Genomic DNA, 21759 nt, shown 5'->3' on the forward strand with positions numbered 1-21759 from the left:
AACTAGGTTAGTCCAAGGCGCTTGAACGTCTCAAAGATCGGGCCGTCATCGTCAATTTCAAGGCGCACAGGCAAGGTCAGTACCTTCATTTGAAAGGCGCGGGGCAAACGCACCGCGTCTTTTTCTGTTGTGACGAGCTGCGCATCAAAAGTGGTGGCCTCAATTTCTAAACGCTTCATTAAGGCGAGAGACAAGGGTTGATGATCCCGCAGCGCTTCAGTGCGAATCAAGATTGCGCCCATTCCTTTAAGGGTTGCGAAAAACTTTTCAGGGTGCCCGATTCCAGCAAAGGCGAGCGTGCGAAGACCATTCCAGTCCATCCCTGTTTCCAAAGGAGAAAGAGCCGCAGTCACCTGCGGCAGTGATACAAATCCGCCCCAAGTGCTTTTAAACTTCTCTTGTGCTTTCTTATCGCCGATTGAAATAACGACATCCCCCCGTGCCAATCCTGTCGTAACAGGTTCACGCAAGGGTCCAGCAGGCAACACATGTCCGTTGCCAAATCCGCGGTGGGCGTCAACGACTACAAACGTTGCATCTTTTACAACAGATGGATTTTGCATGCCGTCATCAAGTAAAATGACGTCAGCCCCCGCAGCTTCAGCAGCTTGCACTCCAAGCGCGCGATCTTTTGCGATCCAAGCGGGTGCAAAGGCGCAAATCAAAAGTGGCTCATCGCCTACGTCATCTGCACAGTGATCATGAGGGTCGACCTGCACAGGGCCAGCTAATTTGCCCCCATAGCCACGTGACACGACATGCACAATTTTGCCCATCGCCTGCAATTTTTGCACAAGCGCGATGACCGTAGGGGTTTTGCCAGTGCCACCCGCATTTATGTTGCCAACACAGATCACAGGCACCGAGGCTTTGTAGCCAGTTTGACGCAGCCTACGCGCCGTGCCGCGCGCATAAATCGCAGCTAAAGGTTGTAGCAGCAGCGCTTGCCAGCCAGCGGCAGATGGGGGGCGGGACCAAAATGCAGGAGGTGTCATTGTGCTGTGTCCTCGGCGCGTGTTTCTTCGCGCTTATCTAGAATATCGTGGACCAATGCGGCGACGCGGTCTGTCATTTCTGCGCCTTGTGAACAGACTTGCCACGCTGCATTGGCCATTTCTGCAGCTTTGTCAGGGGCGAGCAATGCTGTCACCGCTGACCCTAGACTTTGGCAGTCTTTGACTGGATAGGTGGCCTTGGCAGTTTGAAACCTTTTATAGGTTTCTGCGTAATCTGAAACATTTGGTCCGTGCACAATTGCTGATCCAAAATGTGCGGCTGCGAAGGGATCACTGCCTTTGCCAGGGGTCAATGATTGCCCAAGGAACGTAACTGGTGCCAGCCTGTACCACAATCCGTCTTCTTCTGATCCGACCACAATGAGAACCTGCACGCCTTCAGAAATTGGTGTTGCATCATCGCGGAACACAGGACGTAAGCCTTGACCAATACAAAACTTTTCAATCAGCTCGGCGGTTGTTTGGTCACGCACGGAGACCACCAAAAGCAATCTATGCGCACGGCGTAATGTGCTTTTATGGGCGCGGATCACATCCGGAATTTCGCCAGTTGCCACTTGCGATGCGAACCAGATTGGGCGCGTGCTTGTTTCACGTTTGAGCGCTTCAAGTTCATCTTCGTTCACATGCGGCAGCTTTGCGCCGTCTTCCAGAAAACCAAGAACTTCTATACTGTCGGTCCCCAAACCCGCGCGTCGCCACGCCATCGCTTTGGTGGCGTTTTCTGCAAACACATGATCAAACAAAGCCATCGTTGCTGAGCGCAGGCCCAATATCTTTTGTGGAATCGACAAGGCACTGGTGTTGTCTTGTGCGTCGATTGAGATCAATGGAATATCGCGAGCTTTGGCCTGTTCGAGCAAGGCAGGACGAAACCCTCCACCGATCCAAATCAAACATTCTGGCGTCCAATGGGCCAAAAAACGTGAAATTATTCCAAGGCGTTCATCAGGTGCATGCTGCATAATCAAGCCGTCTGGCACAGCATGGTCAACGGTTGGCTTGACAGTAAATGTCAAGATTGCCTTGAGATCTGGTCGGTCGGCTTGAAGTTGACGAAATAAATTTATGGCAGGCGAAATGGCCTGCTGTGACCCTGCATTGAGCCATAAGACAGGCGCGTTTGATAGGACTGGCGCATCCAGTGCAAGCCTTTGGCTGTACTCATCATGACTGATGACATGCGCAGTCTGTTGTGCAGCTAAATTCTGGTGAACCGCAGACTCTGGACGAGAGGTAAAAGCTCTATACGCAAGTAAAGAAAGCGGCTTGGCCATTCGGCCCATGGCTTATTTTCCGAATTGTTCAGCAGATTGAACGGCTGTTTCAACGTCGCGCAGGCTGTGAAGGTCTGCAATGAAATACCGCATATGTGCATTGTCTACAGTGCGCTGGGCTTCTGCTTTCCATGCGGATCTCGCTGTCTCATAATCTGGGAAAATACCGACAACATGAATATCATCGACATCGCGAAATGTTGTCGTTGAGGGGTCAACAAGTTCTCCGCCAAATACCAAATGCAAACGTTGTGTCATTATTTTCTCCGTCAATGGTGTATTCGCACCCTAGCCGAATGCCCTGTGTGGTCAAGCCGCCCGATCTATTTGCAGACAACGGATTGGCAAAAATCGCTATGATGTGATTGCAAGGCGTTGCACAATTGATGTGGCCAGTTCCCGATTGGCGGCGATGAAACCGGCGAAAGCGGGTGTTGGTTTGTTGAAACTTAGCGGCGCGCCTAAATGATCAATGACCTTTGCACCCGCTTCTTGGGCAATCAAACTGCCTGCGGCAACGTCCCATTCCCAAGTATTGCGTAACGAAATCATTGCATCGAACCGCCCCTGCCCAACCAAAGCCGTTCGATAGGCCAGTGAGGATCGAAATTTAGGCACAAAGTCAGGACATCCGCCGTTCCATAGCTTTGGATCCATATTATGCTTGTGAGTCAAAACCCGCGCCCCATCGATTTCTTTGCGGTGATCACATTTGAGAGGCATTGAATTGAGAGACGCGCCTTGGCCTTTGGCTGCTGCAAATAGGCGATCTCTAATTGGTAAATAAACAACACCTGCAATGATTTCACCGTGTTCGGCAATAGCGAGCGAATGCGCCCAATTGTGATCGCCTTCGATAAAGCTGCGCGTGCCATCAATCGGATCAATGATGAACACGCGGTCTTTTGTGAGGCGTGCATCCGTGTCGAGGGTCTCTTCGGACAACCAGCCATAGTCAGGACGTGCGGCCATCAGATCTGCGAATAGCATATTATTGACGGCCATATCTGCTTCTGTCACAGGGCCTGCGTCATCGGCCTTGTGCCATGCTTTTGGATCGTGTCGCCAAAATTTGCGGGCGATGTCACCTGCACGCCGCGCCGCGTCGATCAAAAGGGGTAGATCATCAAGCGCCTGCAAGTGTCATGCTCTCCACCAAAATAGAGGGCACCACACGACTCAGGTGCATGCGTGCGTCATTTGCTGTCACGATGGTTTTCAACATATCGCGAAGGTTGCCAGCAATCGTACATTCGTTCACAGGATAGGCCAAAACGCCATTTTCGACCCAAAACCCTGAAGCGCCGCGCGAATAGTCCCCAGTATTGGGGTTGACTGATGATCCGATGAGCGAGGTGACCAAAAGCCCTGTGCCCATGTCTTTCAACAAGTCTGCTTGTGATTGCGGGCCCTGTGTCATTGCCAAATTTGTCGGCGCGGGCGAGGGCGGGGAACCGACGCCACGCCCTGCATTTGCTGTGCTGGTCAGACCCAATTGTCGGGCAGTTGCAAGATCAAGCGTCCACCCCATCAAGGTACCATTTTCAACAATGTGGCGTTCTTTTGTGGGCAATCCTTCGCTATCGAAAAGTCGTGACCCTGATGTGCGTTTGCGGTGCGGTTGTTCGATAATACTTATATGCGATGGTAAAATGGACTGCCCCAAATCGTCACGCAGCCAACTAGACCCCCGCGCAATCATACTGCCATTTACCGCAGCCATGAGGTGACCGAGCAAAGTGGATGAGATCCGCTCATCAAAGATAACTGGGAATGTACCTGTTTTAGGTTTGCGTGCGCCCAAGCGGGCCAGAGTATTTTCTGCCGCGCGCTGGCCGACCTCTTCGGGGGTCATCAAATCCGCTTGAAAGATGCGACTGTCACCAAAGTAATCACGCTCCATCTGCGTCCCAGAGCCAGCAATCGCCACACAGCTTATGGCGCGGTCAGAGCGTTCATATCCCCCTGAAAATCCGTTGCTGGCGGCAAGGTGAACTTGGCGGCGCCCATAGCCTGCGGATGCGCTTTGAACTTTGGAAATCCCGCTGTGCTCAAGCGCGGTTGCTTCCGCACGCCGTGCGTCATCCTCCAAATCAGCCGCTGCAGGTTCAGCTGTGGCGTCGAATAATTCCAACTTCCCACAATCGCGATCCTCGGCAAGTTGATCAGCGTCTGCCAATCCGATGTAAGGGTCATCTGGCGATAGCTTTGCCATTGCCACGGCGCGTTCCGCAATAGTTTCTAAGGTTTCATCACGCACATCAGACGCCGAAACGCAGGCTTGTTTTTGTCCTACAAAAACGCGCAAGCCGATGTCGACACCTTCAGAACGTTCGGCATGCTCCAGCGCACCAGCGCGCACATCAATCGATATAGAGGTCCCTGTGACTGCAATCGCATCCGCGTTATCAGCCCCGTGTTTTTGTGCTGCATGCAGCAAGGCTTGCGTAAGTTGCGACAGATCTTTTTGCATATGGGCCTCGTTATGACTTTGTTTCTTTTGTTTTATGTCATGCAGCGCACAAGTCCATCAAAATGGCAGTTTTTGTCCGTTCACTGTGACTGACTTGCCTTTTTGTAGCTCAATATCTGTGATGTAGGAATCTTCCCCTTCGCCAGAGCGAGCAAACACGCCCAACAACATTTTCGCGGTCGCGCCCATTTGTGGGGCGACCAAGCCCGATGCTGTAATGGCATTGATCAAGGCAGTGCCGCCTGTCAAAGCCAATGTGGCTTCGCCAGATTTGAAAGGCAGGCGTTTGTTAGATGTTGCTAAGTTATCTACGAAAGTAGCAGTGCCCTCACCGGCCAGAGTGGCCCCTCCGACAGACACAAAAAGATCGTTCAACGACAGGTCCAGCGGTTGAAATGGCAAGTTATCCGATTTGGCCTCTAGCATTGATTGTGGATTAATCAGGTCAATTTCTGAAATCACATTGCCTACTAGGTCAAGGCGCAGTGTGGCAGGTTCATGCGGTAATTCTCCAAGAGCATCCAACATTGACCAAGCGACATCTGGCAGGCGCACCTGTTCGAAAGCGACCTGAATACCAACGGGCCGTGGATCTGGGCTGGCAAGGTATGGTGCCGTTATGCCGAATGTTGCGGATTGGATGCCAAAATCGACTGAGGGAAACGGCACCGCCGACCCACCAACAGTGACCTCGGTCTGCGTCGCACGTCCCCCATACTCCAGTGATCCATCTATAATTGATGTATTTATAAAGGCGTTTTGAACATCGCCCAAGATATGAAGTTGCCGCTCCGCGCTGCCTGTTTTGGTTTCAAAATGGGTTTCGCCCAAGCTATATCGCACATCCCCTTGCATGCTTTCTAAAAAACGCTTGCGATCTTTGGCGACATTTGCGGCGGTGCTAAACGCGGCGGTAATGGCGATAGGCGCCGAATGGAAGGTGCTTTCCATAGCGACATCATCGGTTGACCCATTGCTTGTGACGTTTATCGACTGAGCGCTAACATCAAGGTCCGACAAGAGTGCGCCATCTTTCTGAACTGTTGTGAGTTCACCTTTAAAGTCTGACAGCGTCATGACTTTTTCTGGCACGAGTGTCATTCCAGATTTGCTTTGCTCATGGGTGACATAGCTAACGGTGCCAGGCGCTACGGTAAAAGTGATATCGTCGGGCGATCCTGTGGCAATGATCGTGTTGCCGATCGTCACTGTATTTTCAATGTCCAAAGGTGAGATGTCTAATGAGGGGTTTCCCGCGATAGAGGAAGTATACCTGCCCGCAGCAGGAAAGGTTATTTCAACAGCGCCACGTTTGAGGGCCTTGAAGCGGATTTCAGGAAAGTAACCGTTCAGCGTGACCAATTCACTGGACTGTCCCGTAAATTCAATAGCCACGTCACGCGCAACCAAGGTGTCGCCGTTCTGCTCGAGTTCCGCAGTATAGGACTGCCCGATGCTTTGTCCGAAAAGTTGCAAGTTTTCCCAAACATGCTGCGGGGAAACATCTGCAAATCCAATGTGGGCAGGTAGCATTAAACAAGACGCAACAACAAACGATGTCCGTAGAGACATACCGATATCCAATCCTAAAAATTTGCTAAAGAGTTTCACGGGATTCAGAGGATGGTCAAGGCTGGAAGCCAACACAAATGCGTAATAAGGTTGATAAAAAGGTGAGATGGATATGACAGACCTGACAGGAAAAACCGCGTTGATCACGGGCGCAAGTCGCGGCATCGGCGCACAGACTGCCAAGACCTTTGTTGCGGCAGGTGCCAAGGTCGCTTTGCTCGCACGCAATGCGAATGATCTGACCAGTTTGATGCAAGATTTGGGTGCAAATGCTTTTGCGGCTCCCTGTGATATCTCCGATCCAACTGCTTTGAAATCTGCGATATCCGATAGCGTAGATGCGCTTGGTCCGATCGATATTTTGATCAATAATGCAGGGTCTATCGAACCTATTTCCAAGCTGGTTGAGGCTGACTATGACGCTTGGAGCCGCGCTATCGATATTAATTTGAAAGCCGTCTTTCATGCGATGTCGATCATTGTTCCTGATATGGTCAAGCGTGGTGGTGGAACTGTGTTGACTGTATCTTCGGGCGCTGCGCATGGCCCTGTAGAAGGGTGGAGTGCCTACTGTGCCTCGAAAGCAGGCGCGGCGATGCTGACACGTATGCTGGATCTCGAAGAGCGCAGCTCAGGCATCCGTGCAATTGGGCTTTCTCCTGGAACCGTCGCGACCGATATGCAAAGGCAAATTAAGCGGTCAGGCATAAACCCAGTAAGCCGCCTAGACTGGGATGATCATATTCCTGCCGAGTGGCCCGCAAAAGCTTTGCTTTGGATGTGCGGAACAAAAGCAGATAGTCATCTAGGTCAAGAACTACAGCTGCGTGATGAAACCCTGCGTCGCAAAATTGGTGTTATTACATGATCGCAATCAGCCCTCACTTTGTGCCGATCTCATGAACGATATAACGCAAACCGAACGCACGGATGCCTTGATTATTGGTGCTGGCCCCGCTGGTCTGATGGCCGCTGATTTGCTGTCTCAAGCAGGCTATAGCGTTATCCTTGCAGATGCGATGCCATCGCCTGCGCGGAAATTCCTGATGGCTGGAAAGTCGGGTCTAAACCTGACGAAAAATGAAGATTTCGCGGCATTCCGAACCAATTTCACTCCCTTGCCCAAAGCCTTAAGGCAGGCGTTGGATGAATTTGGGCCAACAGAGGTTATGACTTGGGCGCAGACACTGGGTCAGACTGTGTTCACGGGGTCGACAGGGCGGGTCTTTCCTGTCGCTATGAAGGCCTCGCCACTTTTACGTGCATGGCTTTCGCGGCTGGATCAAGCGGGTGTTGATCTGCGACGAAAGTGGCGCTGGTCGCATTTTAATGATGGGGCCGTTTTTGAGACGCCTGACGGGTTGCGCCGCGTGGATGCTAAGGTCACAGTTTTGGCGCTTGGAGGAGCTAGCTGGGCCAGATTAGGCTCGAATGGCGCATGGATGACTTCCTTAGATCAGGTCAAAATCGCGCCCTTTAAGCCAGCGAATGCCGCACTGACTGTCGATTGGACGCAGCATATGAAGCGCCACTTTGGCAAACCGATCAAGGGTGTTTCGCTGAGCTGCGGACCATATACTTCACAAGGAGAGTTTGTGATCTCAAAAGGCGGGCTAGAGGGCGGCGGTATTTACGCTGTATCGCGTGGTTTGCGCGAAGGGCATAACTTATACGTCGACTTGCTGCCAAATATGCCGCTTGAGCACATAAATAAGAGTCTAAACCAGCGAAAAGCGAAAGATAGCTTTACAAATGTCTTGCGCAAAACACTGCGGTTGGGGCCAGAAAAAATCGCGTTGCTGATGGAGTTCGTGCACCCTTTACCCAAAGATATCGCCCCCATATTAAAGCGGCTTCCAATTAAAGACGTGCAGATCAGTCCTATGGATGAAGCGATCTCAACTGCGGGCGGGATTCGCTTTGATGAGATGACGGATTGGTTGGAGCTCAAGCAATATCCAAGCGTTTTTGCCTGCGGCGAAATGCTTGACTGGGAAGCGCCAACAGGTGGCTATCTGTTGACGGCTTGCTTTGCCACAGGTCGTCGTGCAGCGCTTGGCGCACTCAACGTTTTGCGAGCATCGAAAGACGTATAAGCGCGCGCTCCATAACGGCCATTGTTGGCGCTTTGGAGGCGGAGCGTAAGGTCAAATCCGTATCGGTTAAAACACCTAAAGCCACTTCCAGTTTGTGTAACCCCCAGCCTTGCGCTTGGCGGGTCATCTTATCACGGCGTGGGCCAAAGATAGGGGGGCGTGCGCGTGCGATACCAGATGCGGCGCCACCTGGGTCAGCTGCCGCGGCGTGCAAAGCGCGGAAATGGCGCATGGTGAAAATCGATAGGGTGACAGGATCAATCCCTTGGCCTTCGATCTTTTGCATGATTGGTCCCAGTTCTACGGTTCGACCTTCGGCGACGATGTTTAGAACATCATCCACTTCGGCTTCGGTCGTCGCTGGAGCGCAGTTGAAGATATCTTCGCTGCTAACAGGCGTTGTGTCGCCAATTTTATAAAGCGCCAACTTGTCCATGGTTTGGCGAAAATCACCCGGGTCAAGGTTGCGGGATAGCGCTTCGATATCGGTCATAGCATCTGGCGTAATGTCGCCCAATCCTGACTTTTTCAAAGTGGCTTCGATTTCAGCCCGCGAAGGTGGATCGGTGTAAATCGCTGCTGCATATCCGTTGGGATGTGTTTCGAAAAACTTGCGTAGCTTGGAGGTAGCTTTCAAATTACCAGCGGTGACAACAACCTGTGCATCACCGACCTGCCAATTCGCCATGGAGTCGATGATCACCGTGGCCAGTTGTTCTGTGACGTCGTCAACAAAAGCAACACGCGGGCCAGGAAAGAAGCCTTGCGCCTTAATCGCGTCTGCCAGTAATGCTTTGTCTTTGCGCAACTCAGATGCGGACATCCGCGTGAGGCGCATTTCTTCTTCGCCCTGAGGGCCAATAAGAGATTCGATCAGCTCTTGCCTGCGCAGTGAGATTCGCATTGCATCAGGGCCAAACAGCAAGACACCCGCTTTGCTTGGGTCGGGTTTTGCGAAATATCCAGCGGCTTCACGGGCAGATAGTTTCATTCGCTCGCCGCAAATTTGCTTGATGCATCCGTTGCGATTTGATCGGCAAGAATGTTCATCAGGCGTGTCGTCGCATCGCGCGTGGCGGTAACCGATGACACCGTCGACCCCGTGGCGGAATAGGCTGTGAAACTTTGTGCCGTCCCCGAAGCGAGGATTCGCCCTGTTGTGACATCTGCCAAGGTGTAGGTTGCAGTCCCCGTTATATGGTATCGGGTGATTTCTTGGTCTGGCGTGATGCCAACGGATTCGTCATCTGTCTGTACAGAAAACTTTAAACTGTACTGCGGGTCTTGCGGTCGGGCGAAAATGTCTTCTAATCGGCGCGCAACAGTGTAGGCGTTTCGGTCTTGTGGCGCGTCAATCTGCACGGCCCCGCGCAATTGCGAGGCGGCTGATGTGGGGCCGTAGGCAGGCTGAAAACCGCAGCCCGCAAGGGCTACGGCGGTGATCATGAAAATTCGGCGACTAAATAACGACATTTACGATACGGCCCGGAACGACGATGAGTTTCTTTGGCTGCCCACCATCGAGCGCCTTAACAACAACGTCGGCTTTTAGAGCAAGCTTTTCAATATCTTCTTTTGGCATATCTTTGGGCACGGTGATTTCAGCGCGCCGTTTGCCATTGATCTGAATCGGCATTGTGACCGCCGCTTCGACGAGCATGGCTTCGTCTGCCTCGGGCCAAGGGGCGTGTACGATCAAGCCCTCGCCGCCGAGCAGTGACCACATTTCTTCGGCCAAATGCGGTGTCATCGGAGACATCAATTGGGCCAAAGTTTTCAACGCAAAGCGTTTGGCATCACGACCAGCTTTGGATTTGGCGATCGCATTTGTGAAGCCGTAGAGCTTGGCGATAGAGGCATTGAAGCCAAAGCTATCAATACCAAGAGTGACATCAACGATGGCTTTATGGGCTGCGCGTATCAGGTCTTCATCACCTTGGCCCTGCTCGGGTTGGGCATCAAGCTCTGCCGCCAAACGGTGCACGCGGGTCAAATGCTTGGCCGACGCTTCCGCGCCTGAGGCTGTCCATTCCACATCGCGTTCGGGGGGGCTGTCGGACAGTACAAACCAACGCGCGGTGTCCGCGCCGTATTGTTTGATGATCTCAACAGGATCGACCACGTTGTTTTTGGATTTCGACATCTTGGCAGAGGGAATCACTTTGATCTTTTCGCCAGTTGCTTTGACGACGGTTTCGCCGTCGCGCTCTTCCACTTCTTCGGGATAGTGGTAAATCGCCCGCCCGTGGTCATCTGTGCGCTCGGCGTTTTGATAGATCGCGTGGGTGACCATGCCTTGGGTGAACAACGCATTGAACGGCTCGCGCGCGCTGTCTGGCAGGTGGCCCGTTTCGTTCATCGCACGGGCAAAGAAGCGCGAGTAAAGCAGGTGCAAAATCGCGTGCTCGATGCCGCCGATGTATTGATCGACATTCATCCAGTAATCCGCGTCTTCGGCAATCGTGGGCGTGGTTGCACGCGGTGCAGTGAAGCGGGCGAAGTACCAGCTGGAGTCCACGAAGGTATCCATGGTGTCGGTCTCGCGCAGCGCATCCGCGCCACATGTTGGACAGGCACAGTTGCGCCAGGTTGGGTGGCGGTCCAACGGGTTGCCTGGAATGTCAAAAGACACATCATCGGGCAGCTCGATAGGTAGGTTTTCTTTTTTCTCAGGGACAACGCCACATGTTTCGCAATGCACAACAGGAATTGGGCAGCCCCAGTAGCGTTGACGCGACAGGCCCCAGTCACGCAGGCGATATTTCGTCACACCCGTTCCAACGCCATTGGCTTCGCAAAAATCAATTGCGGCGTTTACAGCGTCGTCACCAGTTTGAATATCTTCGCCGCTAAAGCCGCGCGTGTAGCGGACTTTGTCGGTTTTCATCGGCACATATGCTTCGCCTGATTGGGCTTCACCCTCAATGGGTTCAAAGACCGCATTGATCGGCAAGTCGTATTTGGTGGCAAATTCAAAGTCGCGTTGGTCATGAGCAGGACAACCGAACACAGCGCCTGTGCCGTAATCCATCAAGATGAAGTTGGCGATGTAGACTGGCAATTCCCATGCAGTGTCAAACGGATGGCGCACTTTTAGGCCGGTATCAAACCCGAGCTTTGGCGCTTTTTCGATCTCTTCCGCTGTGGTGCCACCCTTGCGGCACTCTTCGCAAAAGGCTGCGATCTCTGGGTTTTCCTCGGCCAAGGATTTGGCCAAGGGGTGATCTGCTGAAATACCTACAAAAGATGCGCCATTCAATGTATCGGGGCGGGTTGTATAGACTTCGACACGATCTTGGTTGGCAGGGCCATCGATCAAAGAAAACGAGAACTGCAAACCGCGGGACTTGCCAATCCAGTTTTTTTGCATGGTTTTGACCTTATCGGGCCAATTGTCCAAGTGGTCGATGGAACTCAAAAGATCATCCGAATAATCGGAAATTTTAAAGAACCACTGGGTCAACTCGCGGCGCTCAACCAAAGCGCCAGAGCGCCAGCCGCGCCCGTCTTCAACCTGTTCATTGGCCAAAACCGTCATATCAATGGGATCCCAATTGACCACGGCGTTCTTGCGATAAACCAACCCTTTGCCGAGCATATCGATAAACATCGCTTGCTGCTGACCGTAATATTCTGGATCACAGGTCGCAAACATCCGCGTCCAATCGATCGACAGACCCAGCGGTTTCATTTGGTCGACCATGGTGTCGATATTGGCGTAGGTCCATGTTTTCGGGTGCCCGCCTGACGCCATCGCCGCGTTTTCCGCAGGCATGCCAAAAGCGTCAAACCCCATCGGGTGCAAGACATTGTGGCCCGTTGACGACTTATACCGCGCGACAACATCGCCCATGGTGTAGTTGCGCACATGCCCAATGTGGATGCGACCAGAAGGATAGGGGAACATCTCAAGCACGTAATACTTGGGTTTGCTTTCATCGCGCTTGGCCAAAAAAACGTCGCCCTCGTTCCAAGCTTGCTGCCATTTAGGTTCGAGATCGGCAGGAGAATAGCTGCTCATGTGTGTATCCTTCGGGGTGGTCATCAAAACGCCGAGCGCATCGGCCCGGCGTGGTCATAAAACGTCTGGGACTGTCGGTCCAGTGGGGCGGTCAGTTTGTATCTTTTATTTGCCGCTGCGCAGTTGACGCGCGCGTGATAGAATAGCGTCTTCTACAGCTTGCACCGTTTGCTCACTTGCGGCGCCACCGCGGGTATAAAGCGACAGGTTTAGCGTGCGCGCATCAAGGGCTGGATCAGTCACATGGATGGTCGCGCGGTAGGCGCGGCTGCCACCAGGTGGTGTGCCATATCCTGTAACGATCACGCCTGTGAAAGGATCAGCGGTTTGCACTGGTAAAAATGACAGAACATCCAATGCAGCATTCCAAATGTATTTGTTCACCTGCGCGCTGTCTTCAATAGACCCGCGCCCTCCGCCCAAAACGGTGCGGCGCTTGGCTTGTTCCAAAACGATCACTTCGCCGTTCGACAATTCTACAGCCTGTGCTGTTTTGCGATTATCAACAACAGGCGCGGCGGTGTCTGACGTTTGCGTCCGACTACCAGATAGAGAACCTACGCCGAGTGACCCAAAGCTGCCCGTGGATGACCCAAGGCTGCCATTGCCACAAGCTGTCAGTGTTAAAGCGGCGCAAAGGCCAAGCAAAGCGGTGTGGTTTAGGCGCGGCATGAGATGGTTCCCTAACAATCAATCGCGCCAACCGTATCGCCCAAATGCATGATGAACAAGAGCCTTGGCGCGACTTTGCCAGTTCCAAGAAGATCAGCACAAACGAAAAGGGCCGCCCCCAAAAGGAGCGGCCCCAAAATCTAAAGTCTTAACGACTTAGAATTTCAAGTTAAGGATCAAAGAAGTACCTTCGTCGTACTCTTTCTCACCTTCTTCGTCTTGATCAGCGTAAGATGCGATGATGGATGCGCCGCCACCGAGGTCGTACTCAGCACCAACATAACCTTCAGTTGAGTCGATGTAGCCAGCGTATACAACTAGGCCGTTGCCCAAGTCGTAAGAACCTTCAACGCCGCCATCTTCAACGCCTTGAACGTCTTCGTAGAATGCAGATACAGCGAATGCACCAGCAGCGTAGTCAGCAGACACACCGTATGAGTCGTCGCCGAGTGATTCAGCTACGTAGAATGCACCGATTGTTACGTCGCCAACTGGGTATGCAACTTCAAGACCGAAAGAATCTTCGCCAGTTGTTTCGTTTGATGCGTATGCAGCAGTAACTTCAGCACCGGCGAAAGATGTAGACGCGAAGAGACCGTAAAGCTCGTCAGAGTTGTAGTCTTCTTGGTCGCCAGCTGCGTATGACAATACGTCGCCTTCTTCTTGGTATGCAACGCCAACTGTGTAGTTGCCGAATGTACCTTTAGCTGCAACAGATGTTTGCGCATCTTCGTTTGTTGCAGGCTCGATGATTGTAGAAACCGCAGCTTCAACACCAGCAACGTTTGCAGTTGCTTTCAAAACTTCTTCAGCGTCTTGCTCAGAGAAGCCGTCGTTGGCCATATCGCCAGCGCCAGTCCAAAGAGAGTTGGCAGCTGTGTCTGTGTTACCGTAGTAGATGCCGTATGAATCGCTTGTCAAAGAGAACAACACGTTGTTGTCAGCGTTGAAGTCTTGGTTCACACCTTTGTTCAGGTCTTCAAGCTCAACACCGTATGTCAAAGATGCTGTCCAGCCGTTGTCCAGCTCTTGTGACATTTTGATGTCAAGGTCAGCGTCAGCGTATAGGCCTTCAACTTCAGTGTCGTTGTAGCCCAATTGAGCTGAACCGGAGAATGTTACTTCAGCAGCTGCTGCGCCAGCGAAGGCGGCGATGGCTGCGGAGGAGAGAAGAATCTTTTTCATTGTTACCCTCGTGGATTTGAAAAAACTTTTCATGCTAGGTCGTCCAGCACATGCACAGACTTTTGGGTCGAAACGTGAGATGGGTCAAGAGATCTGGCTTTACTCGTAACGGTCTGGGAATAAATGATGCAAGTTGGTCACACACCTGTTGCATCCCCTGTTAGCTCTGGCCTAAATATACGATTATAGTCAAGTTTTATTGGGGTTTGAGGCCGATATGGGATTGCAAGATATCAAGAAAAGAATCGAAAAAGCAGCCATTTTAGTGGGCCGAGACCCCCAAAATGCACAGCTTATCGCGGTTTCGAAGGTGCAGCCAAACGCGCGTGTAGAAGACGTTTTACAACAGGGGCAGCGTATTTTTGGCGAAAATCGGTTGCAAGAGGCTGCTGGAAAATGGCCCGATTTCAAAAATAAGTATGAAAATATCGAGTTGCATCTCATTGGGCCCCTGCAAACCAACAAGGTACGCCAAGCGATGGAGCTGTTTGATGTGATTCAAACCCTTGATCGCCCCAAGCTGGCCAAAACAATTGCACGCATTGCAGAGGAAACAAGCGCGTGTCCGCGACTCTATATACAGGTGAACACTGGCGCGGAGCCGCAAAAGGCAGGTGTGTTGCCAGAGGATGCGGACGGCTTTGTGGCGCAATGTCGTGAATTGGGTCTCGAAGTCGAAGGTTTGATGTGTATTCCGCCAGCCGACGAAGATCCTGCGCCGCATTTTGCAATGCTTGCAAAAATAGCTAAGCGCAATGGTGTTGTGGGGTTGTCGATGGGGATGTCTGGTGATTTTGAAACAGCCATCGCACAAGGCGCAACATATGTGCGTGTTGGGTCTGCGTTGTTTGGTGCACGCGCCTATAAAATCAACTAGCGCACGATTAAGCGCGTTCTGGGGGTGATCCGCTTGGCAATCCAACGCAGATGATCGGGGCGGAACGCCACGCAGCCCTCGGTCGGGTGGCGTGGTTTACGCCAGCGATGTATAAAAATGGCAGACCCTTTGCCTGTTTCGGCCTGCGGCCAGTTCCAGTCGGTTATAATGATAAGGTCATATAGGCGATCCCCGCGCCGCAGTTTTTCATGACTGGCAGCATAGGGGGCTTTTACCGCTTGGTTGTAATTTGGATCATTAGAAGCATCGCACCAAAGATCGCGTGGCAATATAGCTGTGCCATTTATATCAGGTATGCGATCGGCCCTATATAAAATCTGGGGCATATAATGTGTACCGCGCGGCGTGGCGCCATCACCTTCGATCTTGCTGTTGGTGATGCCTCCTTTGCCGACAGAGCAGGGAAAGCGCCGTCCCATAAAGCGCGCGCCCCAATCACCTACAACGATATCACTGGCGCAAGCGGGGCGCATTATAGCAAATGCCCTGACTTTTTTGCTTTGGTCGCCAAATAGGCTGTATTGTGGCGGTTTTCACCAACCTGCAAAGCGACCCGTTGGGTGACCTCTATGCCTTGATCTTGCATCCGCGCGATCTTTGCGGGGTTATTGGTCATTAACTTGACGGACTTAAAGCCGAGTTCTTTCAAAATAGCCGCTCCGATTCGAAAGTCGCGCTCGTCATCTTCAAAGCCCAAACGGTGGTTGGCTTCGACAGTGTCATAGCCTTGGTCTTGTAGTGAATAGGCGCGCATCTTGTTGGCGTGGCCAATGCCGCGCCCTTCTTGATTTAAATACAACAAAATTCCGCTGCCGTTTTCACCCATTGCCGCAAGCGCAGCGTGCAGTTGTGGGCCGCAATCACATTTCAAGGATCCAAACAAATCGCCCGTAAAACAGGCGGAATGCAAGCGCGCCAAAACAGGCGCATCGCGATCAGGCTTACCGATCTCAATCGCAAAATGTTCTTCGCCACCATCTTCTGGGCGAAAAACATGAACGCGGCCTGCATCACTGGCCGCAAGTGGTACGCGTGCGTGAATGACATCATTTAGAGGCGCCAACAGGGCCATGTAAGGATCAGCCGCTTCTACAGAAACCACAGTGAGCCCATAGGTCGTTGCCAAGTTTAGGGCCTCGGGCGTGTCGGTAACAACAACGGCTGGCAAAAGCCGCGCAGACTTTGCCAGTTTAATTGCTGCGCGGTGACGTACAGGGCAACCTTCCGTTGCGGTCGGGAAGGGGCCTTTTAACGGGGCTGCAAAGTCGCCCTCAGGGTTGGCGACAGCTTTGATCCAGTCCGTTGTTGCGCGCGCGGGCAAACTAAGACGCGCGACATCGCCATCATGGGCATAGGCCTTTAGCGTTTGTGCTCTGCGCGCTGTGATGGCCAAGACAACAGGACCAGCCGCTTTCAACGCCTCAAAACGATCGGGAGTCAGGCCTTCCGCTGCTGCGACCAAAGACATCCCAGTTTGCGATTTTAACACGATGGGCACGCCCATACGCAGATCTGCACGTGCGCGTGCGATCACTTCGGCCAAGCTAGGTGCTAGGTTTGCGGCAAGGGAGTCTAACGAAATCATGTATATTTCCATCGGTAGGTTCGCCCCTATGTAAGGGGCTTTGAAAGAATATGAAACATTCGACGGAAATTTCACACGGTTGCGTGACATCACTGTTGCAAAACTTGTCGTGAGAAAAAATGACATCACATGATTGTCAGAGTTAAACAAAAGGAGGGCATTTAAAATGACCACTCTCAAAAAGATCTTGCTGGTTGATGACGATGACGACCTGCGCGAAGCGTTAAGTGAACAGCTTGTCATGACCGAAGACTTCGATGTGTTCGAAGCGGACAGCGGCGCTGGCGGTATGGAAAAAATCAAAGATCAGCATTATGATTTGGTTATGTTAGATGTCGGTTTACCTGACACTGATGGCCGCGAGTTGTGCAAATTGATGCGCAAAAGTGGTGTGAAGTGCCCCATCTTGATGCTCACAGGCCATGATACCGATGCTGATACGATTTTAGGCCTCGATGCGGGCGCCAATGATTACATCACTAAGCCATTCAAATTCCCTGTGCTTTTGGCGCGCGTTCGTGCGCAGCTTCGCACCCATGAACAGTCCGAATCTGCTGTTTTTCAGCTCGGGCCATACACGTTCCAGCCAGCGCAAAAAATGTTGGTCACCGAAGACGAAAAGAAAATTCGCCTGACGGAAAAAGAAACTAATATTCTAAAGTACCTGTACCGTTCGACCGAAACAGTGGTGCCACGCGATGTGCTGTTGCACGAAGTTTGGGGCTATAACGCGGGGGTTACGACCCACACTTTGGAAACGCATATCTATCGCTTGCGTCAAAAGATAGAACCTGATCCCTCAAACGCGCGCATTCTTGTTACAGAGTCTGGTGGATATCGTCTTTCAGCCTAACGACAGTATAATGTTGACGACCAAAGCCCCGCATAACCTGTGGGGCTTTTTTATGTGAGGGGGCAGCACAAGCTAATCCTGAAAGCCCATGCTTCTTGCTGGTCATAGTGGGGCGCAAAGCCTAGTCTATGCGTAAATTAGCGAAGCCCAAAGCTTGCGCTTCGCATAGGTATCTTTTTGAAAGGGCAGCACATGTCATTCACACTCGCCACCTGGAATATCAACTCAGTGCGTCTGCGCGAACCACTTGTTTTAAAGCTTCTCGCAGAAGAATCCCCTGATGTTTTGTGTTTGCAAGAATGTAAGTCCCCTGTGGAAAAGATTCCCCTCGAGGGCTTTCACGCGCTGGGCTACACCCACATGGTCGCGCGGGGGCAAAAGGGCTATAATGGCGTGGCGATTTTGTCGAAATTGCCGATCAAAGATGCAGGCGGTGCAGATTACGCGAGCCTAGGCCATGCGCGTCACGTTGCTGGTCAGTTGGAAAATGGCGTAACCATCCACAACTTTTATGTACCTGCGGGCGGGGACAAACCAGATCGCGAGATAAATGAAAAATTTGGCCAGAAACTAGATTACCTAACTGAAATGCGCGATGCATTTCGGGCTGAGAAATTGCAAAAGTCTATTTTGGTTGGTGACCTCAATATTGCCCCACGCGAGGATGATGTTTGGGATCACAAAAAGATGCGCAAAATCGTGTCACATACAGAAATCGAAATCGAACATCTGGCCGAAACCCAAGAGGCAGGCGGATTCATTGACATCACGCGTCAGGATATTCCCGAAGGTCTCCTTTACAGCTGGTGGTCATATCGTGCCAAAGATTGGGATGCCGCTGACAAAGGTCGCCGTCTGGATCATATCTGGGGCACATCAGATATTTCCAATGCCGCCCATTCCAGCCGTGTTTTACGTGATGCCCGTGGTTGGACGCAGCCGTCAGATCACGCGCCAGTCTTTGCGACGTTTGACCTTTAAATCAGACGCGAACACCTGCATATAAAGACAAACTCATACCTATAGGAGAGACCCAGATGATTGAACTCGGGCAATCCCAATCCGCCAACGGTGGCGCGCATATTGTCGATGTGACTGAAGATAACTTCATGGCTGAAGTTGTTGAGATGTCAAATACCGTGCCCGTAATCGTCGATTTTTGGGCGCCTTGGTGTGGTCCATGCAAAACACTAGGCCCCGCTTTAGAATCGGCTGTTGCCAAAGCGGGTGGCAAAGTGCGCATGGCCAAAATCGACGTTGATAAAAACCAGATGCTAGCGGGGCAAATGCGCGTGCAATCCGTGCCGACTGTTTTTGCCTTCTGGCAAGGTCAGCCAATTGATGGCTTTCAGGGCGCATTGCCGCAATCTGAAATCGACACTTTCATGAACAAGCTTCTGGAGCTTGGTGACGATGGCGGCCTTGATGCCGCGGTTGAAGCTGCAGAAGAAATGTATGAAGCTGGCGATATTGACGATGCCGCGCAAACCTTTGCAGCGATTGTCGAAGAAGACCCCAAAAATGCAGCAGCTTTTGCAGGCCTTGCGAAATGTCACGTGGCCCAAGGGGCAATTGACGAAGCCGAAGCTGTGCTAAACGGTGTACCTGCTGATATCTCAAGCAATTCTGCAATCGAAGCTGTCTTTGCTCAAATTGCCTTGGCGCGACAGGCCGAAAACGCTGGCCCTGTGGCCGATTTGACTGCCGCCGTTGAGGCGGACCCATCCAATATGCAAGCGCGGCTCGATCTGGCCACAGCCCTGCATGCTGACGGTCAGGTCGGGGCCGCTGTTGACGCACTTTTGGCGGCGTTCCAACAAGATCGAGAATGGAATAATGGGGCTGCAAAAGAGCAGCTTTTTCAAGTTTTCGATAGCTTAAAGCCCAATGACCCAATTGTTTTAGACGGTCGGCGGAAGTTGTCGTCAATGATATTTGTCTGATAGAGGGATCGGGCTAGGTAAGCGTCATGAATATAAAAAATGATCTGCCCACTGTGTTGCCTGTCTTTCCCTTAACGGGCGCACTTTTGCTGCCGCGCACCCCTTTGCCGCTGCATATTTTTGAGCCGCGTTATTTGCAGATGATCGAAGACTGCATGAAAACGCCAGAGCGCTTGATCGTCATGGCGCAACCACGTGGGGGGCAGGCGGGTGACCGCCTAAACACCATCGGTTGCGCTGGGCGATTGACGGCATTTTCAGAAACCCATGACGGGCGCTATATGATTACCCTGACAGGTGTGTCGCGCTGCCGTATCGGTGAGCAAGTAGAAGGGTTCACCCCCTACACGCGCGTCAATGTAGATTGGTCTGGTTTTGAACGCGACCTCGGCCCCGCCGAGCGCGATGAGGCACTGGATCGCGATGTGCTGATCCAAGTCTTGCGACGTTATTTTGCCGAAGAAGAGCTCAGCACAGATTGGGATGGGATCGAGGCGGCAGATGATGAAACACTGATCAATTCCGTATCAATGCTCTGCCCGTTTGAACCCGAAGACAAGCAGGCACTGCTTGAAGCGCCGTCTTTGTCAACGCGACGCGAAACACTTGTAACACTAATGGAGTTCACGCTACGCGGTGGATCCAACGAGGAAATGATGTAATGAGCAGTGAAACAATCCCATTTGATCGTAGGATGATCGAAGCCCTAGTGTGCCCGCGCACGCGAGGCGTTCTAAGCTATGATGCTCAGGCGCAGGAGCTTGTATCGAAATCCGCTGGGCTAGCTTACCCTATCCGCAACGGAATTCCGATCATGCTGCCTGATGAAGCGCGCGTTTTAGAAGACTGACTATAGCGACTTGCCTTGAAGTAATTGGGGCAGGTCGCCACTGACCCCAGCCGCTTCGCGCATCGCAGCGCGTCGCAGCGCAGGCATAGAATTTACCACACCCATCCCGATGTCGCGCCCAAAGCGCAAGAGCGGATTATCATTTGAAAACAGCTTGTTGAAGCCATCGGTCATGACTGCAAGTGCTGCAACATCAAAGCGGCGCCACTGCTGATAACGGTCTAAAACATCGCTGCGCCCAATGTCTTCACCTCGGCGATGCGCCAAGATCAAAACCTCAGCCAAAGCGGCAACATCTTTAAAGCCTGCGTTTAGACCTTGGCCTGCAATCGGGTGAAGCCCATGCGCGGCATCCCCGACCAAAGCGAGGCGATCTGCTGCAAGGGCATTGGCCAATGACAGCCCTAGCGGATAGGTGAACCGTTTACCAACTAGGGTGATGTCGCCTAGAAAATCGCCAAACCGTGGGCGCAAAACATCTAGATACTCTGAATCAGATAGGGCTTGGATATCTCGCGCTAGGCCATCCTTTTCTGTCCAGACGATAGAACTCTTGTTGCCGGCGAGTGGCAAGATAGCCAAAGGCCCAGAGGGCATGAAATATTGATGTGCGCAGCCGTTGTGGGGACGCTCGTGAGAAATGGCGCACACCAACGAGGTCTGCTTATACCCCCAGCCAGTGCGCCCGATTCCAGCGCGTGTCGCTGTGCCAGAGTTGCGTCCATCGCACCCGACCAAAACCTTGCCTGAGACAACTTCACCCGTGTCGAGTGTGACGTCAGCTGCGCAAGGCGTGATGGACTGTGCGGTCACGTTGCCGTGGTGTTGAGTGATATTTGGCTCTGCTGTGACTGCGGCCAACAATGCGCGGCGCAAAAAACGATCTTCCAGCATGAACCCGACTGGACCATCATCAGTCTCCGCGTGATCGAAGGCCAACATAAACGGCGCAGGGCCCTCGCCAGCCTTGCCATCGGTTACTTTGACCTCAAGGATAGGCTGGGCTTGGCTGGCCACAGCTGGCCAGATTTTCGTGGCTTTCAGCAATCTTTGGGATGACAATGACAGTGCATAACCACGCCCATCAAATGCCTCATCAGTTAATTCACTGGCCTCAAGTCGGTCGATAAGGCGCACCGTTAGCCCTGATTGCGCACAAGCCAAAGCCAAAGCTGGGCCATTTAACCCACCACCAACGATCACAATATCACAAGAATTTTTCATAGCGCTAATATGGGGCTGATTGTGGGATTGTCCATGCGATCTTGTGACGCTAGCGTGCGGATTAGAACAATCCTTCATAAAATTTGAGGCCCAT

At 52.2% G+C, this 21759-nt stretch carries 22 protein-coding genes; 8 read left to right on the forward strand and 14 right to left on the reverse strand.

The genetic code is table 11. The features are described from left to right. Positions 1–2 precede the first annotated feature (2 nt). The 6 genes from lpxK to EDD53_RS12650 all read right to left on the reverse strand — a co-directional run bounded on the left by lpxK (position 3) and on the right by EDD53_RS12650 (position 6338). Positions 3–995 carry a tetraacyldisaccharide 4'-kinase gene (gene lpxK, locus EDD53_RS12625; RefSeq protein ID WP_123793793.1) on the reverse strand — a complete coding sequence of 331 codons (993 nt, stop codon included), beginning with the start codon at positions 993–995 and terminating at the stop codon, positions 3–5. Next, positions 992–2293: a 3-deoxy-D-manno-octulosonic acid transferase gene (locus tag EDD53_RS12630; RefSeq protein WP_170162758.1), complete on the reverse strand. Its 1302-nt coding sequence runs from the start codon at positions 2291–2293 to the stop codon at positions 992–994. The genes lpxK and EDD53_RS12630 overlap by 4 nt, the downstream gene beginning before the upstream one ends. Positions 2294–2305: 12 nt before the next feature. Beyond that, a complete protein-coding gene (locus EDD53_RS12635; protein WP_123793797.1) occupies positions 2306–2551 on the reverse strand; it encodes a DUF4170 domain-containing protein in 246 nt (81 codons plus the stop codon). Positions 2552–2647: 96 nt separating this feature from the next. Then, positions 2648–3433 carry a 3'(2'),5'-bisphosphate nucleotidase CysQ gene (locus tag EDD53_RS12640; RefSeq protein ID WP_123793799.1) on the reverse strand — a complete coding sequence of 262 codons (786 nt, stop codon included), beginning with the start codon at positions 3431–3433 and terminating at the stop codon, positions 2648–2650. Beyond that, the gene (locus tag EDD53_RS12645) at positions 3420–4766 is read right to left on the reverse strand and encodes a TldD/PmbA family protein (protein ID WP_123793801.1); all 1347 of its coding nucleotides are present in this window, start codon (positions 4764–4766) and stop codon (positions 3420–3422) included. The genes EDD53_RS12640 and EDD53_RS12645 overlap by 14 nt, the downstream gene beginning before the upstream one ends. A gap of 57 nt (positions 4767–4823) precedes the next feature. Next, complete coding sequence (locus EDD53_RS12650) at positions 4824–6338, reverse strand: hypothetical protein (protein ID WP_123793803.1); 1515 nt, start codon at positions 6336–6338, stop codon at positions 4824–4826. 112 nt (positions 6339–6450) lie between these two features. Between EDD53_RS12650 and EDD53_RS12655 the strand changes: the two genes are divergently transcribed. Together EDD53_RS12655 and EDD53_RS12660 are read left to right on the forward strand one after the other, a co-directional pair. After that, positions 6451–7206 (forward strand): SDR family oxidoreductase, encoded by a 756-nt coding sequence (locus EDD53_RS12655; protein WP_123793804.1) that lies wholly within the window; start codon positions 6451–6453, stop codon positions 7204–7206. 31 nt (positions 7207–7237) lie between these two features. Further along, positions 7238–8434 carry a TIGR03862 family flavoprotein gene (locus EDD53_RS12660; RefSeq protein ID WP_123793806.1) on the forward strand — a complete coding sequence of 399 codons (1197 nt, stop codon included), beginning with the start codon at positions 7238–7240 and terminating at the stop codon, positions 8432–8434. Here EDD53_RS12660 and holA read toward each other — a convergent pair. From holA to EDD53_RS12685, 5 genes are all read right to left on the reverse strand, one after another. After that, positions 8403–9425 carry a DNA polymerase III subunit delta gene (holA, locus tag EDD53_RS12665; protein WP_123793809.1) on the reverse strand — a complete coding sequence of 341 codons (1023 nt, stop codon included), beginning with the start codon at positions 9423–9425 and terminating at the stop codon, positions 8403–8405. The genes EDD53_RS12660 and holA overlap by 32 nt on opposite strands. Further along, positions 9422–9880 carry an LPS assembly lipoprotein LptE gene (gene lptE / locus EDD53_RS12670; RefSeq protein WP_170162759.1) on the reverse strand — a complete coding sequence of 153 codons (459 nt, stop codon included), beginning with the start codon at positions 9878–9880 and terminating at the stop codon, positions 9422–9424. The genes holA and lptE overlap by 4 nt, the downstream gene beginning before the upstream one ends. A 13-nt stretch (positions 9881–9893) precedes the next feature. Next, positions 9894–12455 (reverse strand): leucine--tRNA ligase, encoded by a 2562-nt coding sequence (gene leuS / locus EDD53_RS12675; RefSeq protein WP_123793813.1) that lies wholly within the window; start codon positions 12453–12455, stop codon positions 9894–9896. 105 nt (positions 12456–12560) lie between these two features. After that, positions 12561–13127: a DUF3576 domain-containing protein gene (locus tag EDD53_RS12680; protein ID WP_123793815.1), complete on the reverse strand. Its 567-nt coding sequence runs from the start codon at positions 13125–13127 to the stop codon at positions 12561–12563. Positions 13128–13283: 156 nt separating this feature from the next. Continuing rightward, the gene (locus tag EDD53_RS12685) at positions 13284–14312 is read right to left on the reverse strand and encodes a porin (protein ID WP_170162760.1); all 1029 of its coding nucleotides are present in this window, start codon (positions 14310–14312) and stop codon (positions 13284–13286) included. A gap of 217 nt (positions 14313–14529) precedes the next feature. Here EDD53_RS12685 and EDD53_RS12690 point away from each other — a divergent pair, with 217 nt between their 5' ends. Beyond that, positions 14530–15189, forward strand: a complete 660-nt coding sequence (locus tag EDD53_RS12690) for a YggS family pyridoxal phosphate-dependent enzyme (protein ID WP_123793819.1) — start codon at positions 14530–14532, stop codon at positions 15187–15189. Here the strand turns inward: EDD53_RS12690 and EDD53_RS12695 are convergent. Next, on the reverse strand, positions 15186–15683 hold the full coding sequence (locus EDD53_RS12695; protein ID WP_123793821.1) for a L,D-transpeptidase family protein: 498 nt from the start codon (positions 15681–15683) through the stop codon (positions 15186–15188). The two genes, EDD53_RS12690 and EDD53_RS12695, sit on opposite strands and share 4 nt — an antisense overlap. Then, the gene (gene ribA / locus EDD53_RS12700) at positions 15683–16795 is read right to left on the reverse strand and encodes a GTP cyclohydrolase II (RefSeq protein ID WP_123793823.1); all 1113 of its coding nucleotides are present in this window, start codon (positions 16793–16795) and stop codon (positions 15683–15685) included. Before ribA ends, EDD53_RS12695 begins: the two co-directional genes overlap by 1 nt. A gap of 166 nt (positions 16796–16961) precedes the next feature. Here ribA and EDD53_RS12705 point away from each other — a divergent pair, with 166 nt between their 5' ends. From EDD53_RS12705 to EDD53_RS12725, 5 genes are all read left to right on the forward strand, one after another. Then, the gene (locus EDD53_RS12705) at positions 16962–17648 is read left to right on the forward strand and encodes a response regulator transcription factor (RefSeq protein WP_123793825.1); all 687 of its coding nucleotides are present in this window, start codon (positions 16962–16964) and stop codon (positions 17646–17648) included. A gap of 192 nt (positions 17649–17840) precedes the next feature. Continuing rightward, entirely contained in the window at positions 17841–18629 is a 789-nt protein-coding gene (locus EDD53_RS12710) for an exodeoxyribonuclease III (RefSeq protein WP_123793827.1), read from the forward strand. A gap of 56 nt (positions 18630–18685) precedes the next feature. Further along, positions 18686–19591 (forward strand): thioredoxin family protein, encoded by a 906-nt coding sequence (locus EDD53_RS12715; protein WP_123793829.1) that lies wholly within the window; start codon positions 18686–18688, stop codon positions 19589–19591. Between the two features lie 26 nt (positions 19592–19617). Further along, complete coding sequence (locus EDD53_RS12720) at positions 19618–20253, forward strand: LON peptidase substrate-binding domain-containing protein (RefSeq protein ID WP_123793831.1); 636 nt, start codon at positions 19618–19620, stop codon at positions 20251–20253. Next, positions 20253–20441, forward strand: a complete 189-nt coding sequence (locus tag EDD53_RS12725) for a Trm112 family protein (RefSeq protein WP_123793833.1) — start codon at positions 20253–20255, stop codon at positions 20439–20441. Before EDD53_RS12720 ends, EDD53_RS12725 begins: the two co-directional genes overlap by 1 nt. On the opposite strand, the gene EDD53_RS12730 is transcribed toward EDD53_RS12725, so the two are convergent. Continuing rightward, positions 20442–21665, reverse strand: a complete 1224-nt coding sequence (locus EDD53_RS12730) for a UbiH/UbiF/VisC/COQ6 family ubiquinone biosynthesis hydroxylase (protein ID WP_123793835.1) — start codon at positions 21663–21665, stop codon at positions 20442–20444. Positions 21666–21759: the final 94 nt, after the last annotated feature.

It is taken from the genome of Pacificibacter maritimus (genome assembly GCF_003814915.1).
Classification (GTDB): Bacteria; Pseudomonadota; Alphaproteobacteria; order Rhodobacterales; family Rhodobacteraceae; genus Celeribacter; species Celeribacter maritimus.

Coding starts and splice junctions, on each gene's coding strand:
- EDD53_RS12630 (WP_170162758.1), bottom strand. CDS start 2,293: ATGGCCAAGCCGCTTTCTTTACTTGCGTATAGAGCTTTTACCTCTCGT.
- EDD53_RS12730 (WP_123793835.1), bottom strand. CDS start 21,665: ATGAAAAATTCTTGTGATATTGTGATCGTTGGTGGTGGGTTAAATGGC.
- holA (WP_123793809.1), bottom strand. CDS start 9,425: ATGAAACTATCTGCCCGTGAAGCCGCTGGATATTTCGCAAAACCCGAC.
- lptE (WP_170162759.1), bottom strand. CDS start 9,880: ATGATCACCGCCGTAGCCCTTGCGGGCTGCGGTTTTCAGCCTGCCTAC.
- lpxK (WP_123793793.1), bottom strand. CDS start 995: ATGACACCTCCTGCATTTTGGTCCCGCCCCCCATCTGCCGCTGGCTGG.
- leuS (WP_123793813.1), bottom strand. CDS start 12,455: ATGAGCAGCTATTCTCCTGCCGATCTCGAACCTAAATGGCAGCAAGCT.
- EDD53_RS12690 (WP_123793819.1), top strand. CDS start 14,530: ATGGGATTGCAAGATATCAAGAAAAGAATCGAAAAAGCAGCCATTTTA.
- EDD53_RS12725 (WP_123793833.1), top strand. CDS start 20,253: ATGAGCAGTGAAACAATCCCATTTGATCGTAGGATGATCGAAGCCCTA.
- EDD53_RS12685 (WP_170162760.1), bottom strand. CDS start 14,312: ATGAAAAAGATTCTTCTCTCCTCCGCAGCCATCGCCGCCTTCGCTGGC.
- EDD53_RS12645 (WP_123793801.1), bottom strand. CDS start 4,766: ATGCAAAAAGATCTGTCGCAACTTACGCAAGCCTTGCTGCATGCAGCA.
- EDD53_RS12705 (WP_123793825.1), top strand. CDS start 16,962: ATGACCACTCTCAAAAAGATCTTGCTGGTTGATGACGATGACGACCTG.
- EDD53_RS12695 (WP_123793821.1), bottom strand. CDS start 15,683: ATGCGCCCCGCTTGCGCCAGTGATATCGTTGTAGGTGATTGGGGCGCG.
- ribA (WP_123793823.1), bottom strand. CDS start 16,795: ATGATTTCGTTAGACTCCCTTGCCGCAAACCTAGCACCTAGCTTGGCC.
- EDD53_RS12720 (WP_123793831.1), top strand. CDS start 19,618: ATGAATATAAAAAATGATCTGCCCACTGTGTTGCCTGTCTTTCCCTTA.
- EDD53_RS12715 (WP_123793829.1), top strand. CDS start 18,686: ATGATTGAACTCGGGCAATCCCAATCCGCCAACGGTGGCGCGCATATT.
- EDD53_RS12710 (WP_123793827.1), top strand. CDS start 17,841: ATGTCATTCACACTCGCCACCTGGAATATCAACTCAGTGCGTCTGCGC.
- EDD53_RS12635 (WP_123793797.1), bottom strand. CDS start 2,551: ATGACACAACGTTTGCATTTGGTATTTGGCGGAGAACTTGTTGACCCC.
- EDD53_RS12660 (WP_123793806.1), top strand. CDS start 7,238: ATGAACGATATAACGCAAACCGAACGCACGGATGCCTTGATTATTGGT.
- EDD53_RS12650 (WP_123793803.1), bottom strand. CDS start 6,338: ATGTCTCTACGGACATCGTTTGTTGTTGCGTCTTGTTTAATGCTACCT.
- EDD53_RS12655 (WP_123793804.1), top strand. CDS start 6,451: ATGACAGACCTGACAGGAAAAACCGCGTTGATCACGGGCGCAAGTCGC.
- EDD53_RS12680 (WP_123793815.1), bottom strand. CDS start 13,127: ATGCCGCGCCTAAACCACACCGCTTTGCTTGGCCTTTGCGCCGCTTTA.